This window comes from Agrobacterium sp. 5Ca39 (assembly GCF_055382365.1).
Genome location: NZ_AP026436.1, coordinates 1435534 through 1453425, shown reverse-complemented (window position 1 = coordinate 1453425; position 17892 = coordinate 1435534). Strand labels below are relative to the sequence as shown.

Sequence of the window (17892 nt, the reverse complement as noted above, 5' to 3'; positions counted from 1 at the left end):
TTCTCGCATGCAAAAGATGACCCACCTCATACGAATAGGTTGATTTCGTTTCGCTGCGCAATCGCGGCGACGATCGGCCATGTTTAGTCTGAGGTTTTCAATATGGGTATCGCAGAGCGCGCGAGATCGGTTCGCGCCAGCCGTCATTCAGCATCCATCCGTACATTTGCTCCCGCCGCCACGATCAAATGCGACGGACCATCCATTTTTCGGTCACAAGTGGCGCGCGACACCGCCTGTCTGCTGGATGTCAATCCAGCCATCGCTTCGTGGAGCTGCATGCCTGTTTCCCTGGATTGTCGCACAGTATCTCACGTGCCCGATTTCGGCATCGTCAACTACGACGGTGGAAGGATGCTTATCGACAGTCCGGACAGAGCGTTGCCTATCGACGCCGACGCAATTGCGGCCGTCGCCATGACAGCGGGCACGCGCTATCGCCGCCTGCTTGCCGATGAAGTCTACGAGGGGCCTCGCCTTCAAAATGCAAAAGACCTGCTCAGGTACGGCGGTGCAGTTCTGGCACTCGGTGATCGGCTGCGGGTGCTGGCTGTCCTCGAAGAGCATGGCAACCTGACGATCGCCGAATGCCTGACAGTTTTCGTCGAAACCAAGCCAGTTGCCGGATTGGCCCAGATGATCTTGCGCGGTTTCGTCGAAGTCGATCTCGATACAGAATTACTCGGCCCTGAGACCATGGTGCGGAGAATACGGACCTGACCGTCCCGCCAGCGTCACCATTATTCTCCATGTTCCGAGGTATCCAATGCAGTCCTATACAGCTAATCTTATGGGCAACCGCGATCCGTACTACAGCTCGAAATACGAGCTGACCCTGCCGACCCATCTTGCGATCATCGCAATGTCGCGATCAATCCGATGCTTCCTGAAAAGGCGTTCGTCGTTCGTGGCAGCTTTCATCATGCCGCCGAAAGTGGACGTTCATGCTTACAAGATGGCCGCAAAGTGGTTGCTTGAGGGGACGGTGCCGGAGAGTGGCGAAAGCGGCAACAACTACGTCCTCGTCGTAGACGAAGAGACTGATCTTGCCGACGATTTCGAGGCCTTCAGGAAACTGCGAGAACTCAAGCGGGCGATCATTCTTCTCCAGGACGACGAACTTATGTCGGACGAGGTCCGCATCGTCGCTGATATCGTGGTCTCTTTGGCCCTGCCGGCACCAACCGATTACCAGATCGCGGGTCGACGGATGGGGTTTGGGAATATTACAGAAGCGGACGCCGAATTTTTGGCGGGCCAATCGCCCAAGCGGGCCGAACTCGGTTTGCGGCGCGGACGATCCCTGACGGCCAGCATCGGGCGTCTCCGTCGACATCCACATATCGAAAATCGAAAGCGGCCCTCCGCTCTCGCGTCGTCTGGACCGACCCTGCATGAACTGTCTGGATACGGCGGTGCCAAAGCCTGGGGCCTTGAACTCGCCGAGGACTTGGCGGCATGGAAGGCTGGGAGGCTTTCTTGGCACGATGCCGATCGAGGCGCCTTGCTTTCGGGTCCTCCGGGATCGGGCAAGACGTCCTATGCGGCGGCTCTGGCAAGAACCTGTAACCTTCCCCTAATCCTCGGGTCGGCGGCTCGATGGCAGGCGGCAGGTCACCTCGGCGATTTGCTGAAGGCAATGCGTAAAGCCTTTTCCGAGGCTGTGCGGCAGGCACCGTCGATCCTCCTGATCGATGAATTCGATAGTTTCACCAGCCGTGACGACAGAACGAGCAGTAGCAACGACAACTACCATCGTCAGGTGGTCAACGCCCTTCTGGAACTTTTGGACGGTGCGCAGTCACACGAAGGCGTCATCGTGATCGGTGCGACGAACTATCCCGATATCATCGACCCCGCGCTTCTTCGAGCAGGACGCCTGGAGCGCCATTTCGTTATTCCGCTTCCAGATGAGGCAGCGCGTCATGACATCTTCCGCTTCTATCTCGGGAGAGACCTTATCGACGACAATCTCGGTGAGATTGTTTCCTTGAGCGGAGGCTGGTCGGGGGCGGACATCGAGCGTTGTGTCCGCGATGCCCGTCGCACAGCGCGACGGGCGGCGCGTCCAGTTGTCCTCGCTGACCTCATTGACGCAATGCCGCCAGTTCTAACGATCCCGATGGCAGTGCAACGTTGCGTAGCCGCGCACGAGCTTGGCCATGCCATCCTCGGTGTGTTGTTGGAGACGGACCAGTTGGTGTCGGTCTCGATCCAGAGAGCTATTCAGGTTGGCAACCGGTCCCAATCTCTGGGTCACACGGAGTTTGAGGAGCGGCTTTTTAGCCGGAAGACATCCACATACTTCAGAGATAAAGTTGCGACGCTGCTTGGGGGCATTGCTGCTGAGGAGATTTTGTTTGGTGAATATGGGAACGGAGCCGGCGGTGATCCGACGGCCGACCTCAACCGCGCGACAGATTTGGCAACGATGATGGAAACCAGGTGGGGGCTTGGAAACAAAATGTCTGTCGAGCCTGGCGATAGCCCGCGAGAACTGTCGGCACACCGTCGTCGCTATAAGGGTCTTCACAAGACCGTTGAAGCAACACTGCAGAGGGAGTTTCGGCGGGCGAAATCCTTGCTTGAGGAACACAGGAGCGCTCTTCTTGATCTCCATGCCCAACTTTTGCGGGAAGGCAGCCTATCGGCTCGAAGAGTCCGATCTGTCGTAGAAAGCAACAGAGGTTTTACTTTATCTCATGAAATCAAAACCACTGGACACGAACTCGGGTAGGAAGATTTGCGGCATTCCGTAAGTATTGCCGGGCGAGCCCGCGTGGTAAGGTACATGCCATTGTGCTTCGAGCGGATGAAAAACGCCAGGCAGTGGAAAGTACCTGTCGATCAGCATGAAGTCCTTCACGTTGAAGGAAGCAATCGGCATCTCGTGGGTGATCGATAGGGCGGCGAAAAGAAGATCATGCCCAAGCTTCTCTTTCTTTTGCTTTGGGTTCGGCATGTACAGATGCCGCAGTGGACCGACGGTCGTCATTTCAGCGTAGAGATCGGCGGCTTCGGGGGTGAGTTCGGCAAATCGGAAGTCGACGGCAAGGATGTCTTCGATCCAGTCGTGGAGGCGCTTCGCTTTTTGTGGATCATCTCGAGCGGCCAGGTGGGCACCCCGCCTTAACTCTGCTACTACGGGAAACGAGAGCGCTTGTGACTTGGCTCCAATGGCTTTCATCCAGGAGCGCAATCCAGGTGGAGGACGTTGCAAGCCGGCATTGCTGAGTATGTTAGTATCCAGCAAAAAAATGGGGTCTGCCATTTTTCGTCCTCGCGGTGTACATAAAGCCGCGCGGAGTCTTAATTAAAGTTTGCCTTGTTTTGGTAAATTTCGGGTTAAGAAATCTCATAGTCGATAATTGGAGGAAGGGACGATGTCGCGGAACTGGACGATTGATGAGGTTTCGGCCGACTTACCTAGCCTATTGGAGGCGGCGCGAAGGTCGTCGCAATATATTGTTGTCCCCGATGGCAGTTTTGAACTGTCCTTCAAGAGGGCTGGGCGCAAATCACTGGACGATATCCTTGATAAGGAAGGGCCGCTGCAGCCGGGAGATATCGGCGAGTTGTAGCTTCGATTATGAAGTTTCTATTTGGAATTCTATTGGAATTACGCCGCAAATTCCTGGACTGGCAGCGTCGGCACGCTTAAGCGTTTGGCTCGATCGTGGTCATGGTTATCGACCGCAATGCGCCTGCAGCGGTTCCGTCGTGGGATCGGCGAGCTTCGTCGCGAACCCGTCATAGACATCCGTGGACGCCTCCAGCGCAGCCGCTAGATTGGTCGCACGCCATTGCCGAAGATGTGTGCCCATCCATTAAGCGAATCGCCTTTCCGTCTGGGCTGTAGTCGGAACAAATAACGTTTTTTTTGGAGACAGAGACCGGCGAAAGCCGATGTTGCAATATGGTCGCAAATTCGGTGTGCCCCTGATTGTTGTCTAAATATTTGAGGTAACGATGGTGTTGAAGGTCGGCCGGAACATCGGCGTCGTTTTGGGTGATCGGTAGACGTGCTTTCCAAAGGTGCGTGCTATCCCAGCCTCATAAAACACATTGAGATTTTTGCCCGAGAAATCGCAGAAAACTACTTCAGACCGATTTCGCCGAGCTACTTGAGCGTTGGTTTTGACGATTTCAATTTACGGACCAATGCCTTCGAACGCAGGGTCGAGCGGTGGCAGTCGCTTTTCTTCAACTGCAATTCTAATGCACTGAATGATCGTCTTTGTTGATACATTCACGACGCCGTTACTGGTTTTGAAAGTTACAAATCCGAGCGACGAGATTTCCGAACTATTCTTCGACAAGGTGGCCACCAACCGTTTGGGCGATCGTAAGCAATCGATCGTTCCTTTGTGCTCGTTCCGGCGAGGTATTCATCAACGCCGCGAAACGTGAATCGTCAAACACTACCTGTTGTTCGAGGATCAATGGTGGTTCTCCTCCCCACGGGGCAGTTCCGAACACGCGCATAGTCAGGGATTCTTCGAGCCTCGCCTCGGGTAGTGGGCGTATGCGATGGCCTATGAATTCGAACGTTACCGAGTAAAAATGGCGACCTTTCACAAGGGTCTGGTTCTCGAAATTTGCATTTGGTTCGTGGTTATCAATCGCAGCCACCAACTCTTCGTTATTGCGGATTCGCCGTCCGAAGAGAGATTGTCGTCGAGAGAAATATGCGAGCATCCATGGAATATTCCGCAGGTGGGCACCCGTATAGAGATACCCCTCTGCAGCTATCCAATCTCGGAGCATCTCTACAGCAAGCGTCGTCGAAACATGGAAGCCGAGCGTTTGGGATAGGACGTATATAACTCGATCGAATTCTTCGATCGCGATCCTGATTATCTTTCGACCGAAATCAGAGATTTCCCTTCGGTCGCCTTTGTTGATGTTTCTTGGACGGTCGTAAGCACAAAAGTCGTTGGAAATCCGATCAAAATACGGAAAGCCATCCTTTGGACGTCCCACGTGGCGTCCATGGGGTGTCACCCCTCCCGTATATAGTCCAATCAAACGAATTGGGTTGTCGCATCGCGCGCAGACAGCAAAGTAGCCGCGGTCGTTGCCTTGGGGTCTGTACCAAGGATAGTTTCTTCCCAGCACTCTCTCGGCGGTGTCCCTATCCACTTCGTAATCTTGCCGATCGTCATGCATTCTCTTGAAATACCCTACCATGGATCGCAGCCGCCTCACTTATCCAATCTAACGATAAGGGCGGGATAGCTCCGGTTTCTGAACAAAAAATCAATGCCTGCAGAATCTCGTGAAGGTTCAATTGGAAGCGTTCGCCACTTCCCATCTCAAACTCAAAAATGAGCGTATCCGCCGTAGGCTCAAAATCGCCGATCAGGACCCCGTCGAGAGTCGCGATCGTATGCGGGTGGAAAGGCAGTGTGATCTTTTCAGACATGTGAAATGCTCCTCCCACTAATCGTGCAGTAGGTTTTCGCAGCAGGCAAACGCCGATTTACACACCTCGTCGAGTGTGTGGGCCATTTCTGGCGATCGGATCACCTCGGCGATATGCTGAAGGCAACGCGCAAGGCGTTTGCCGAGGCTGCGCGGCAGGCACCGTCGATCCTCCTGATTGATGAGTTCGACAGTTTCACTAGCCGCGACGACAGAACGGGCAGTAGCAACGACAACTACCATCGTCAGGTTATCAACGGTCTTCTGGAACTTTTGGACGGGGCACAATCACACGAAGGCGTTATTGTGATCGGTGCGACGAACTACCCGGAGATTATCGATCCGGCGCTTCTTCGAGCAGGACGCCTAGAGCGCCATTTCTGCATTCCTCTCCCGGATGACACAGCGCGCCATGACATCTACCGTTTCTATCTTCGGGGAGACCTTGCAGACGAAGCGCTTGCCGAGGTGGTGCTGGCAAGCGACGGCTGGTCTGGTGCCGACATCGAACGGCGTGTCCGTGATGCCCGACGCTATGCGAGAAATGCAAAACGTTCGATGTTGCTCAGTGATCTCGCCACTGCCATGCCACCAGTCATCCCAGTTCCAATGGCCGTACAGCGCTGTGTCGCTGCCCACGAACTCCGTTGTTCCCAAGGGTAGGTTTGAGGTGTCATTCAGCGAAGCTAGCGGCAGACCACTCAAAGATGTGCTGAATGAGGAAGGCGCACTGAGGCCTGACGATATCGACGATTTGTAATGCGAGACAAGTTCCTTGAATTTTTGGTAGAGAAATGCGTTGGTTCAGGCAGCGCCTTTGTCAGGATGGAGACAAAGACATCTGCGATTAAACTTGTTGATCACTCAAGATTTTGTAGTCGCCTCCGTTGTCGGCTCGCTTGAGGAAAAGTATTCCTACACCTATCAGTTGTTAATGGGCGGGGGTCCGAAGTAGCTATGGGTGTTATACGCAGGTCGATTCTCATAGACGAACCTTCGAACGAGGACCATTTTAACGGAAAAGGTCATGAGCGGACCGCCGTGGCGCTCTCAAAAGCGATTGCGAACTTCTCAGGAAGTGACCGAGCGATAGGGCTCGACGGCCCGTGGGGCAGTGGTAAATCCACAGTCGTGGAGATCGCTCGAAAAATCCTCGACCAACGGAAAACCAAGCAGAACCGGGCATATCATTTTTTCACGTTCGACATCTGGCAATCGCAGGGGTCGTCGTTCCGTAGGTCGCTCTTGGAGCACTTCCTAGATTGGGCGATTGCAACTTTCCCAAAGCATCGCTCACAGTTGCAAGAGGTCGAGCGGAAAGTGAAGGGGAAAGTCCGAGAGGTTCGTTCAACGAACTGACCTTGCCCCGTTGAAATAATCCATTTTGAAGTAAGGTCTGGCCCAATGAGAGGACCAGGGAATGAAGCGCAATCGTTTTACAGAAGAACAGATCATCGGCATTCTGAAGGAGCACGAGGTTGGCACGCCGGTCTCGGAGCTTTGCCGCAAGCACAGCGTCAGCGATGCCAGCATCTATAAGTGGAAAGCCAAGTTCGGCGGCATGGACGTATCCGAAGCCAAGCGCTTGAAGACGCTGGAAGACGAGAACACGAAGCTGAAACGGCTCCTGGCAGATGCGATGCTGGACAATGCGGCTTTGAAAGACCTTTTGGGAAAGAAGTGGTGACGCCCGCAGCAAGGCGAAAAGCTGTCGCTCATCTGATGGATCACCACCAGATGAGCGAACGGCGGGCGTGTAAAGCCATCGGCTTTTGCCGGATGACGATCCGTTACGAAACCAGGCGCAGCGATGACTATGACCTTCGTGAGCGGATGAAGGCGCTGGCGCATGAACGTCGCCGCTTTGGATATCGACGCCTTCACGTGCTGCTCAGGCGTGAGGGTCACCTTGTGAACCACAAGCGGCTCTTCCGGCTCTATCGGGAAGAGAAACTGACGGTGCGCAAGCGCGGCGGTCGGAAACGAGCGATAGGCACACGAGCACCGATGCTGATCCCGCTTGCCGCCAATGATCGCTGGTCACTGGACTTCGTGTCGGATCAGCTCACCGATGGTCGCAGGTTCCGGGTGCTTACGGTGGTCGACGATTGCACCAGGGAGTGCTTGGCTCTCGTCGCCGATACGTCGCTTTCCGGTCTGCGGGTTGCCCGTGAGCTGGACCGGATCATCGAGGGACGAGGCAAGCCGAAGATGATCGTCAGCGACAATGGTAGCGAGTTCACCAGCAACGCGATCTTGCAATGGACGGATCGGACCAAGGTGGAATGGCACTATATCGCACCGGGCAAGCCGATCCAGAACGCCTTCATCGAAAGCTTCAATGGGCGGTTGCGAGACGAGTTCCTGAATGAGACTCTCTTCTCGTCGCTAGCTCATGCTCGATCAGCGCTTTCAAACTGGCGCTACGATTACAACGATCACCGCCCACACTCTGGCCTCGGCTGGCTGACACCCGCCGAGTTCGCTCAGATAATCAACCCGCGACGTGATGCGGTGCTGCGCAGCCGAAATGGCTCCGCACCACACCCCGCCGCTACCGCCCCGAATACAGCAACCCAAAACCGCTGGAGCGAACTCAAAACTGGATAAAACTTGGGGGCAAGGTCAGAACCAGTCGATTTTGGATTGGTGGGGCGTGTTGGTTATCGCAGCTCTCCCGTTCCTTCCTCTCTATTATTTTTGGGCAAAACATCAATTCGATAAATCTGCGGTGAAGGCTGACTTCTTCTGGTCCGGTTCATTCCAGCTGCTAGTGTTGTTCGTTGCCGGAACTTTCCTTTGGGCCCTCCGAAAGACTTTCTGCGAGTGGAGAAAGTCGGGCGCAGGCTTAAAAGGCCTGTTGGGAAAATATCGAACGGCGCTCTCACAAACATTGCTGATCGGCTCGAAGCAGTTTGAAGATCAGAGGGTGACGCAATACATAAGAGAAATCGACCCAAACGATTTCGAATTTCAGACCACGCTTAGGGAAATCCTGTCGATTGTACAGTCCGAAAAGGTCAGAGTAGTTGTCGTCCTCGACAACATAGACCGTCTGCCAAAAAAAGAACTTAATGACTATTGGGCGCAAGTGCGGGCTGTTTTTTCGGGCAGTTCGTCGGTTCAAAAAAATAACCCATCGCAGTCCGTGACCGTTATAGTACCATACCACCGTCACCTGATCGAAGAACAAGAGGCGACCGGTTCGGAAAAAAAAGAACGGTTGACCCTTTCTCCTCTAGGGGCGCGTGAAATTTTCACGAAGACCTTCGATGAAATACTTCAGGTTTCGCCTCCCGTCATGTCGAATTCTCGAGAGTTTTTCATTGAAAAAATGGGGGAGGCCCTGCCCGATGTCTCGGATCGCGACGAACTGTTTCGTGTATATCTGGTATTCGACCGAATTATCAGACATCGAAGTGGTAGCGCGACGCCGAGGCAGATCATCGGTTTTATCAACGAGCTTGCTGGAATGTACGTACTGCACGGTGGGAGGTTCAAGCTGCCAACTGTTGCAGTTTACATAGCCTATCAGGATGCTTTGGAAGAGAATCCAGGGCTTCTGAATAATCCAGATTCAATCGAACCACGAGTTCGTCAAATCGCCGACGACAATGAGCTCGAGCAGAACCTTTCGGCAATGATCTTCAACGTCGAACCGGAGTTAGCACTTCAGCTAATGCTTGATCAGCGGATCAAAGACGCCGCCGTTCACAGCGCTGAAAAACTTATTGAAATTTCGAATTCGGCAGGTTTCGACGTTCGTGTGGACCAAGTTGTCCAAGAGAATGCCGATGAATGGGATGAAAGCGGCGAACTTCCGAACTCCGTTTCAAATTTTGCTAGCCTTTCCAAAGTCTATAACGGAGATGCCAAACCTCATTTCCAGAAGAGTTTGGTCGCATCAGTGATGCGCATGCGTCGTTTCAGCTTCGACCCGCAGGATTACCGTGGACTGCTGGCCGTGACTGAAATTGCACACCCCGATCAACTACCCGTATTGGTGAGATCGCTGATAGCTACAAGCCACGGCTCTCAAAACGACAAAAAAATTCTGCAGATTGAAGATGGAATTCGTTGGGTCTCGTTCCTTGGCGATTTGCATCGGAAGCTCACATCAGAAGCGTCGAACAACCTCTTGCCGAGGGAACTGGGCAAGTTTGCGATATCGAGCGACCCGAGATTTTTGTTTGGGTTTGCAGCCCACGCAGCGAAGGAAGGTGTGCGTTTAAGTTGGCTAAGTCAGGCTAGAATAGATTTCGGTGGTGAGAACTCTCTGTATCCAACCTATGCCGCTGAGCGACCCGCGGAAATGCGTGCCGCTTTCCCCGAGCTTTTATCCCTCAACTTGATCAATGACGAACTAAAAGCGTCCATTTTTTCGTATCTCGTGGAGCAGCTTGAGGCACCCGAGGTAAGCGATATGGTCAAGTTCCGAGAGCAATTAGAGCTTGCTGCCGAGGTTTACTCCGTGGTTCCACATAACATGCGGAAAGACCTCAATGCCGAAAAGATTTTCGCAACATCACAGTTTTTTGAACATTTGACAGAATCGATGGAGTCAGAAAGCGATGCCGTGTTCGGTTCCGCACTCTTCCTGGCTATGCAGTCTCCTGGGCAGATGTCGCTCCCTGTGCCTACAAAGCCAGCCCGCAACGGCGTGTTGGTTCCAGATGAAACCGAGTTTTTTACGGCTTTCTCCAACGCTTTGATAACTGGCGAGGGCGCTTCTTCCGAACAACTTGACAGGATCGCTCACCTTCACAAAAAGGCGACTGTCTTCACCGCCCTCATCAACGCGGGCGCTAGTCGAACCGAGAATCGATTGACTAATGAGGTGATAAGGCGTGGGTTCGAGAACGGTGATCTACCATGGATAAACCTGGAGACGTTGAATAGGCACTATGACTTCTTGCAACGCCTTCTTGGTGCGTCGATGGCTGGAGTACTTGCGCGTTTTGAGGAACGAATTTCAGACAACGACATACCGAAGCTTGAACTTTCTGAGTATTCAGTGGCCCTCATCCGCGACGCAAGGGAGCTAAGAACCAGCCGCTGGACGAAGGTTCGCGAGCATTTGACAAAACAGCTGCAGGCTGTCCCGGTCACGGATTGGCCTGACCATTTATCAGCCGCCGACGGGCTTTCTGATGTTTTCCTAGAAATGATAGAGGGATCGAGTTTTAGGGTTGCCGATCCGAAGTTTCGCGATGTCATGGTTCAAATGTTGCTGGACATCTTGTCAGGACGATTTACACCACCCGGTACACTTCAACTCGATTTGCTAATAAGCGCCATCGATCCTAGCTTTCACAGGGACATGTATCGTCAGATTCGCGAAGCGGCCAAGGACGTCACCCCAACAAATCTATCGGTCGCCGTGCTACACTTCCCCAATACAATCAGCCACGTTATCCGATCTTGGGAGCAGTTGCGGAAACCCGAAAAAGACGTCCTAGTCCGGTTTTTCCTTTGCTCTGCACTCGAGGGGGGGATCAATCGCGTTTTGAACGATTTTGAGGCCTTGGGGCACACGAAGGTCAAAGAAATGATTGCTTCTTCCCAGGAAAGTACACGTGAAAAGCTTCACGGAGCTATGACTGCCTTCTCGAAACCCTTTGATAGGAGAGATCGAGCCCGGCAACTGGGAGAGCTCTTCTACGGCAAGCGTAAGGTAAAGGGCTTCTTGGACATTTGGTTCGGGACCGGCAGCGGCTGAGGCTGAGGCTGAGGCTGAGGAGGTGGCGCTCCATGGGGGAAAGCGACGTGACCGATGTCGATGTCAGCCGTATTGCTAATTGAGCTGCAGGATGCAGAGCAGTCGTATTGTAACGACCTCAGATTAAGCTGCGTGCCGTTCAGCACCATCCGTGTGGACCGTGCAGATTTTCCTTATTGCTCGGCGTCCGAACTCGAACCCAGCATCAAAAGGGCTTTCCGTCCATCTTCCTGAAACCATAGTTCAACTATCTGTGTGTCAGTGCTCGCGGGCAACGGATCAGCACGACGAACTTTGAACGTCGTGGGAAGATTGACGGAATTGCCAAAGACGAGCGCATGCTGCTTCGGAAGGGACGGGAGTCGTTTCAACACGCTGTCGGAAATGAAGGGCGTCATTTGCCTGATCTGGGACAGGTCGTCGGGGTTTTGAATTCGGTGGACGACGAAATTGGAGCATTGGGAGAGGACTGTCTTGGACAACTCGCTCGGGCGCTGCGAGGAGACCAGGAGAAATAAACCATATTTCCGTCCCTCCTTGGCGATCCGCTCAAAGACTCGTCCAGCATCCATGGCATATCGCGATGGTGTCGATGCTACGTAACGGTGGGCCTCCTCGAGCAATAAATGCACGGGGAACCGATTGCGTGGTTCGGCATGCCGAAGAAGCCGGAACACCATCCGCGCGAGCACAGCGCTGACCAGTTCCACAACCTCGTCCTCCACCTGGTTCATGTCGAGAATGACGATCTGGGCGGATTTAAAGTGTCCGCCCCCATGCCCGACCGTCAGTCCCAGCAATCCCGCAAGAAATTCGGACTGCGACACCTGGTCGGTGGATACATGCCGGAGAAACTCGTAGTCGCCCCGTTTTTCCAGCGCCTTGAAGCGTGTGACCATTTGCGAGCAGTAATCTCGAATTTGGCGGTTGCCGTGAGATTCCTCGTAAAGCAGTGCTAGATCGATCGCGTCTCCAAGCGCTGTGAAATCGAAAGGGATATTCTCGTAGTCAGGGAACTTAATGGTGGGGTCTATGTATCCGCCGGCACCATTGGTGCCGGCCAATAGTTTGTATGCGCTTTCCAAGCCAGGCATCTTGCCGAAGTCTACAGTGATATGGGAGCCAAGGACGTTTGCATTGATCTCGGTCGTGCGAAACCGCTGAAGAATGCCGCGAATCCGTGTCTCTTTCGCCCCCGGCGGGGTCTCATCACCTAGTATCTGTGTGATGCAAGTCGCGAGGATGTGGTTTTTGATCTTGGTGAGTTGCGCTCCTGAGGCCTGACCGAACAACGTGACTAGGCCTAGCGCCATTCGGAGGATCGGGAGTTGTGTGCGTTCGCTGGCCTGGAGCAAAAGCTCCCATTCAGAAAGATCGAGAAACCAATGCGGGAGCCGAAAGGTATGGGAGGCGGAGGTGCCGTCGATGATGAGCCGTTTGACGCCAATCTGGGACTCGTTTCCCAGTTTCTTGAATGCTTCATGGTACTCGCCATTGACGTCGAAGACGACGAATGTTGCGCCCCGGGCACGATGTTCGTCCGTCTTTTCAAAGAGTGACTGCAGTACCGACGCGACGGTGCACGATTTGCCGCTTCCAGTATTGCCGAGAACCGCGATGTGACCGCCGAAGAAATCGTCGATCCTGACTTTGACGTGGTAATCTTCGAAGATGACGGATTTGCCAATCGCGAGATTGCGGTACCGGGTCGCTTCGGGTGGCGTCGGCGTTCCACCGTCCTTATTCCTCGACGGTTCCGTCCCATTTTCAGTGTCAAATATACGATCTAGTTCGGCGTCCAGTGAATACAAGGCGTCGGCGAAAAGCGATGGAAAAACTGAGACGCCGAAACGAAACTTGCCGTCACTCGCCATAGGGAGCATCCCGACAGGGACTAGATCGAGAAATTTGGCTCCACTTGCGTTTTCCATTTCTCCGCCTTCGCGGGATTGACCCTCCCTTTCCCGCAAGCCCACGACCTCGGCGACTACATACTCGGGAGGCGTGGGGATCATAAGAAACGATCCGAGCCGCGCGACGTAGTGAATGTCATCAAATCCGACCACGGTGAAATTGTCAGTGCCAGCGTGAACCTCGACCACAAACCGATCGGCCGAGACGGATATCACCTTTCCGATTGCGCGCTTGCGGTCATCATTGCCCATCTGTCGCGTCCTTCGTCGCTCCCATGGTCTCAATGACTAACCTAACTGCGTTGTCGATCCTATCGCTCTGACGCTGTGGCATAAAATACTCGACAATCGTATTGAAATAGTGAGCAGGGTTTTTCTCGTCGGGACCATCGCCGCCAATAATCCAAATGCGTTCGTCGCTTAGGGCGCGTAGCTTGGCAATCTCTCCCTTGGAGTCGGGGTTTGCGAACACGATCAATCTGAATGACGGGATGGTCAACGCCTGATAGATGATGTTGTTGAGATGCTCGTCTCCGAAGGCAAATCCGGCCGTAATTAGAACGCTCTGCTCTCGTACGACACGGCTCTGGAATTCGCGAAAAAGGTCTGAATAAGGTGAGCCAAGACTTGAATTCTGTTTCGCGGGAGTAGGGTAAATCATGACCTTGGAAACCGCATCCTGTGGCCAGACCTCACGGATTGGAAACAGTCCATGGTCGTCCTCTGTCCAGCTTAACGAGCCGTGCAGTTTGCAGAGATACACAAATCCGTCGACGGCGGACCATTTCCGACTCGTAACGTCGAGCTGTTCGGCGAGAGCGTAGCGGAACGTGGCGGGATTGAATCGACGCTCAACAACTCCCGAAAAGCCGTTGGTATACGGTAGACCCAAGCGGTCCATCGCGCGCTCATTGAAAAGGTCATAATTGGTCGTAAAAATCCACGGACGTGGTAGAGACCGATCCCGCAATACTAGGCGACGGTAGAAGCTTTCATAGACATCCAAGAGTGAATTGTCTCCGGAGGCGAACACCCCCTCAGTGCACCGCTCCCAAAGAAACGTCTTTACCTTGTTGATGATGCCTTCAACGGTTTTTAAGGAGACGCTGTGGCTAGCTTTGTCGCTGCGTCTATAAATGAACGCTAGGCTGAACAGGAGCTCCATTAGCCTTTCGAGATTCCACGTGTACTCCGTTTCGTTGAGAGATGCTCCGTTGGCATTAAGAAACTCGGGGTCATCGGAGGTAAGACCCCACGGGGGCGGGGTGATGAGGTTGAAATCATCATCGAACTCAGGAGGTAGTGGGTGCTTGCAGAACTCGGCAGCTAATGGGGCCATCGTCGGGATGCCTCGCTGCTTACCGTCGATTTCCAGCGACGAGCAACCCGCGCCGAGGAGGAAAGCAACGTTGCGAGCGTTAAGGGCTTGGCCGAGCGCCTTCTGGACGATACTGGGGCCACTCTCCCAGTCCAGCGTCGTGCTCGACTGGTCGCCATGGCGAATAAACTGGAATTGCCTCAGTTGCGCCGTTTCCTGATCCGCCACCAAATCCCCCATCTGAAAAAATCGCGCGAACACCGCCGTGAATCACAAACTCCGGTAGCAAGACACTATCGAAATTCGCAGTGATATCCAATGCGGTGAAAAATTTCCGGCGGGAAGCGATTAGGTGCTGTAGGCAATTGAAGCATCGAACAAGTTTTGGCGGATGACGACGAATGCTGCGATCGTGCGATTGATGATCCGACGCGTGAATTTCTCACTTAGAGATCGCGAGAAACGCTTCAAAAGCAAATATGCCCAAATCAAATGCCTCGAGTTGCCCCGATCAGTCAGCGCAGGGACAAACCAAACCCGCGAAATCACAACTGATTCAGGAAATGCCGCTAAGCGCTTGAAAATATTGGCGACCCCTGCAGGACTCGAACCTGCGACCTACTGCTTAGAAGGCAGTTGCTCTATCCAGTTGAGCTAAGGGGCCGTCATGCCGGGCAATCGATGCTCCGGCAAAAACTTTGGTCGTCGTGTTTCAGTGCGTCCAGGGCTGGGTGCGGTTGAAACGGAAATTGTCGGTGTAGGAAACCACCTTGCGGGTCGCTTCTTTCGGCTGGATCACGCGATATTCGATGCCCTTGCGCTGGGCATAGGCTTCGGCCTGTTCCTGTGTCTCGAATGTCAGCTTGACCTGCTGCTTCATGTCGGAACTGGAGGTGTAGCCCATGATCGGATCGATCTTGCGCGGAACCTCGGCGTCGAATTCCAGAACCCAGACATTGGTCTTCGCCTTGCCGGATTGCATGGCGGTTTTTGCAGGGCGGTAAATCTTCGCAGACATGTCGAAACTGCTCCGGTTGGACAGCGGGGTGAAACCCCGGATTATTCATCACGTACCTGAATAGAATAACCAAATCGTGTCAGGAACGTTGAATTTGAAATGGACCGAGTTCAAGTGAGAGTCAAGACGATTATCCCCTTGCTGTCGGTTCATGCGCTGCCCGTTCGACCTTACGTTTTGCTCAACGGTGTCGCGGCTGAACAAAGATGAATTTCCCTGTTGCGGACTGCGTATGAACCGTGTATTCCCCAGCCATCGCCTCGGCGGAGTGTAGCGCAGTCTGGTAGCGCATCTGGTTTGGGACCAGAGGGTCGGGAGTTCGAATCTCTCCACTCCGACCATTTTAAGGCAAAGCATCAGCTTTCCGGCGTAACCTCTTCCCATAAATTGTCATTATTCCGCTGGCGGGCCGGCCAAAGTGCTTTCCGCCGTACCGATTGTCATGACATTGCCGCGCCATGCCACTGCGCTGCCAATCCAGCTTCTCGTCCAGATGACGGGCATGATGATGTCCCGTGCGATCATGGCCGGCAGGGTATGGAGCGATATTGGCCACCCGTTGAGGGCGGTCAGGGCCAATTCGGGGCCGTATATGAGGACGAGGACGGCGAGGGCGGTCGCTAAGAGGTTCACGTCCATCATGGCCGCCGCGGTGAGTGCGAACAGAAGCGGGGGAAGTGCGCCCGTCAGGATTTCCGGCGCGAAATATTGCGGGAAGGTCACGCGCCTTAGCCGCGCCCAGCGGGCCTGGCGTGACCAGATTTCGCCGGCGTGACGCTGGCCGAGCGGTTGCTCGAAAGGGGCGGAGACAAGATGCACCCTGCGGCCAGCGTTTCGCACCAGCTTCGTCGAGGCGGCGTCTTCGGCGATTTCGGCGGCGAGGGCGCGGATACCCCCATGGTCCTCGAGGAACGGTTTGTTCCACAACATGGATTTGCCCTGCGCGAAACCCATTCCGATGGCTTCTGCCGCATATTGCCAGCGGCCCTGCGCGCCGTTGAGGAAGGCGCATTCCACATGCGCCCAGAAACCCGTCGGCCGCGAGCCCAGCGGCGGGGAGCACACGAGGCCGCTGTCTTTCCGCCAGGCCGACATCATGCGCGTCACGTAGGACTTCGGCATCAATACGTTCGAATCGGCGAGGATGACCCATTCATGCCGGGCGGCCAGCCAGCCCTTGACGCAATTGTTCAGTTTTGGATTGGCACTGATCCGGTCGTCGCCGATGAGCAATTGCGCTGAAACGGAAGGAAAGGCGCTCTGAGCTTTGCGCACTTGCGCAATGACGGGGTCGAATTCATCTGCAACGCAGAAAAGCAGTTCGTAATCCGGCCAATCGAGCTCGAAGGCGCGTGACAGCGTAAGACGGGTGAAACTTTCCACACCGCGCAGTGGCACAACGATCGAGACAGGCGGTTTTTGCCGCGCAAGGGAATTTTCCGGGTCGCGCCGCTTTAGCCGCCACCCGGCAAGGCAGATACCGAGAAGGTTGAAAGCGACGAGCAGAATTGCGCAAAGGGCAAAGACGGTTTCCATGCTGGCCAGGTCCACTCCCGAGCTTCCGGCGGTTTGTCCGCCCGGTGATTCCACGGAATTTGTCTCTGCCGATTATAACGTTTGCGTGACAGTTACATGTCACCGGCGGCAGGCGGGAGTTTTCCGCGCGGAGATTGTGCCTGAAAGAGTGAACGCCAAAAGAAAGCCCTTCACGGAGAAGGGCCAGTCATAAACGCGGATAATGAACGTCAGTGCATGTTGAGAATATGAGCGTGACTGCTTGCGATGAGAAACGACTCCCGCGCTTTTTCGATGTCGCATCGTCCGGCGATGGCATCGAGGCAGTTTCTGCGTGCTTCTTCATATTCCGGGCCGTGTTCTTCCGGCCAGCGGTACATCAGCATGTCCAGCGCTACCAGCGGGCTGTAGATTTCCACTGCTGCGGACAAGGGCAGGTGGATCGCCACCGGCTTCATCCACGAGGCGTGGTGACACGGCTCCGTTCTGTTGATCAGCATGTCATTCTCCTCCTGTTTCACGCGCCTTCATGGCGGTTTTCACTCCCTTTTCACTCCCATGCGCGAAATGCCCGCCTCACGAAATGGTTCCCGATCACCTAAAATGTGATCGATTGGGGGGTTCCAATTTTTCAAGATGAATGGAAGATGAACAAATAGATGAACCGGAGATGAACAAAACCGCCACCAAAGGCGTTGTAATGTCCATAAGAAGGAGAACACATATGTTCAATCTGTCAGGTATTCAGGAAAGCTTCTTTGGTGACCGCATGGCAGGCGTATGCCAGGCCATTACCTCGGCACTGGCCTTTGAATCAGGTCTCGAAAAGTCGCGCATTTCCGCCACTGTCGAAAATGACGTGATCTATCTGGAAGGCACGGCTGATTCGGTCGAGGCGATCGACATCGCCATCAACCTTGCCGCTTCCATTTCCAACTGCAGGATTCTGAGCCATATAGAGCCGGTCTACTGAACATTGCGCCAG

Annotated in this window: 17 protein-coding genes and 2 tRNA genes; 9 read left to right on the top strand and 10 right to left on the bottom strand. The window is 54.1% G+C overall.

Features of this window, described 5'->3' with window-relative positions:
• Positions 1 to 102: 102 nt before the first annotated feature.
• Both ACZ47E_RS07320 and ACZ47E_RS07315 read left to right on the top strand, forming a co-directional pair.
• Positions 103 to 720 (top strand): hypothetical protein, encoded by a 618-nt coding sequence (locus ACZ47E_RS07320; protein WP_464016818.1) that lies wholly within the window; start codon positions 103 to 105, stop codon positions 718 to 720.
• A 46-nt stretch (positions 721 to 766) separates the two neighbouring features.
• A complete protein-coding gene (locus tag ACZ47E_RS07315) occupies positions 767 to 2737 on the top strand; it encodes an AAA family ATPase (protein ID WP_464016817.1) in 1971 nt (656 codons plus the stop codon).
• On the opposite strand, the gene ACZ47E_RS07310 is transcribed toward ACZ47E_RS07315, so the two are convergent.
• The gene (locus tag ACZ47E_RS07310; RefSeq protein WP_464016816.1) at positions 2696 to 3271 is read right to left on the bottom strand and encodes a PIN domain-containing protein; all 576 of its coding nucleotides are present in this window, start codon (positions 3269 to 3271) and stop codon (positions 2696 to 2698) included. The two genes, ACZ47E_RS07315 and ACZ47E_RS07310, sit on opposite strands and share 42 nt — an antisense overlap.
• Before the next feature lie 112 nt (positions 3272 to 3383).
• On the opposite strand from ACZ47E_RS07310, the gene ACZ47E_RS07305 reads away from it, so the two are divergent.
• A complete protein-coding gene (locus tag ACZ47E_RS07305; RefSeq protein ID WP_464016815.1) occupies positions 3384 to 3581 on the top strand; it encodes a hypothetical protein in 198 nt (65 codons plus the stop codon).
• Positions 3582 to 3686: 105 nt separating this feature from the next.
• Here ACZ47E_RS07305 and ACZ47E_RS07300 read toward each other — a convergent pair whose 3' ends face one another.
• From ACZ47E_RS07300 to ACZ47E_RS07290, 3 genes are all read right to left on the bottom strand, one after another.
• A complete protein-coding gene (locus ACZ47E_RS07300) occupies positions 3687 to 3824 on the bottom strand; it encodes a hypothetical protein (RefSeq protein ID WP_464016814.1) in 138 nt (45 codons plus the stop codon).
• A gap of 481 nt (positions 3825 to 4305) precedes the next feature.
• Positions 4306 to 4983 carry a hypothetical protein gene (locus tag ACZ47E_RS07295; RefSeq protein WP_464016813.1) on the bottom strand — a complete coding sequence of 226 codons (678 nt, stop codon included), beginning with the start codon at positions 4981 to 4983 and terminating at the stop codon, positions 4306 to 4308.
• Between the two features lie 178 nt (positions 4984 to 5161).
• A complete protein-coding gene (locus tag ACZ47E_RS07290; protein ID WP_464016812.1) occupies positions 5162 to 5425 on the bottom strand; it encodes a hypothetical protein in 264 nt (87 codons plus the stop codon).
• Positions 5426 to 5538: 113 nt separating this feature from the next.
• On the opposite strand from ACZ47E_RS07290, the gene ACZ47E_RS07285 reads away from it, so the two are divergent.
• The 4 genes from ACZ47E_RS07285 to ACZ47E_RS07270 all read left to right on the top strand — a co-directional run bounded on the left by ACZ47E_RS07285 (position 5539) and on the right by ACZ47E_RS07270 (position 11143).
• Positions 5539 to 6087, top strand: coding sequence for an AAA family ATPase (locus tag ACZ47E_RS07285; RefSeq protein WP_464016811.1), 549 nt, complete (start codon positions 5539 to 5541; stop codon positions 6085 to 6087).
• Between the two features lie 294 nt (positions 6088 to 6381).
• A complete protein-coding gene (locus tag ACZ47E_RS07280; RefSeq protein WP_464016810.1) occupies positions 6382 to 6783 on the top strand; it encodes a P-loop NTPase fold protein in 402 nt (133 codons plus the stop codon).
• 61 nt (positions 6784 to 6844) lie between these two features.
• Positions 6845 to 8034, top strand: a protein-coding gene (locus ACZ47E_RS07275; RefSeq protein WP_092651477.1) for an IS3 family transposase whose coding sequence is annotated in 2 segments (ribosomal slippage) — positions 6845 to 7094 and positions 7094 to 8034 — 1191 coding nt in all. Because the reading frame shifts where the segments join, the coding sequence is not laid out codon by codon here.
• Positions 7955 to 11143: a P-loop NTPase fold protein gene (locus ACZ47E_RS07270; RefSeq protein ID WP_464016809.1), complete on the top strand. Its 3189-nt coding sequence runs from the start codon at positions 7955 to 7957 to the stop codon at positions 11141 to 11143. Before ACZ47E_RS07275 ends, ACZ47E_RS07270 begins: the two co-directional genes overlap by 80 nt.
• Before the next feature lie 173 nt (positions 11144 to 11316).
• Here the strand turns inward: ACZ47E_RS07270 and ACZ47E_RS07265 are convergent, their stop codons facing one another.
• The 4 genes from ACZ47E_RS07265 to ACZ47E_RS07250 form a co-directional block, all read right to left on the bottom strand.
• Positions 11317 to 13308, bottom strand: a complete 1992-nt coding sequence (locus ACZ47E_RS07265) for an ATP-binding protein (RefSeq protein ID WP_464016808.1) — start codon at positions 13306 to 13308, stop codon at positions 11317 to 11319.
• On the bottom strand, positions 13298 to 14602 hold the full coding sequence (locus ACZ47E_RS07260) for an SIR2 family protein (RefSeq protein WP_464016807.1): 1305 nt from the start codon (positions 14600 to 14602) through the stop codon (positions 13298 to 13300). The genes ACZ47E_RS07265 and ACZ47E_RS07260 overlap by 11 nt, the downstream gene beginning before the upstream one ends.
• 359 nt (positions 14603 to 14961) lie before the next feature.
• Positions 14962 to 15038 (bottom strand) — tRNA-Arg (locus tag ACZ47E_RS07255).
• Between the two features lie 48 nt (positions 15039 to 15086).
• Positions 15087 to 15392 carry an ETC complex I subunit gene (locus tag ACZ47E_RS07250; protein ID WP_004442361.1) on the bottom strand — a complete coding sequence of 102 codons (306 nt, stop codon included), beginning with the start codon at positions 15390 to 15392 and terminating at the stop codon, positions 15087 to 15089.
• Between the two features lie 264 nt (positions 15393 to 15656).
• Here ACZ47E_RS07250 and ACZ47E_RS07245 point away from each other — a divergent pair.
• Positions 15657 to 15733 (top strand) — tRNA-Pro (locus tag ACZ47E_RS07245).
• A gap of 52 nt (positions 15734 to 15785) precedes the next feature.
• Here ACZ47E_RS07245 and ACZ47E_RS07240 read toward each other — a convergent pair.
• Together ACZ47E_RS07240 and ACZ47E_RS07235 are read right to left on the bottom strand one after the other, a co-directional pair.
• On the bottom strand, positions 15786 to 16928 hold the full coding sequence (locus tag ACZ47E_RS07240; protein ID WP_278067464.1) for a ceramide glucosyltransferase: 1143 nt from the start codon (positions 16926 to 16928) through the stop codon (positions 15786 to 15788).
• Positions 16929 to 17137: 209 nt separating this feature from the next.
• Positions 17138 to 17407 (bottom strand): DUF982 domain-containing protein, encoded by a 270-nt coding sequence (locus ACZ47E_RS07235; RefSeq protein ID WP_004442357.1) that lies wholly within the window; start codon positions 17405 to 17407, stop codon positions 17138 to 17140.
• 224 nt (positions 17408 to 17631) lie between these two features.
• Between ACZ47E_RS07235 and ACZ47E_RS07230 the strand changes: the two genes are divergently transcribed.
• The gene (locus tag ACZ47E_RS07230) at positions 17632 to 17880 is read left to right on the top strand and encodes a BON domain-containing protein (protein ID WP_003522642.1); all 249 of its coding nucleotides are present in this window, start codon (positions 17632 to 17634) and stop codon (positions 17878 to 17880) included.
• Positions 17881 to 17892: the final 12 nt, after the last annotated feature.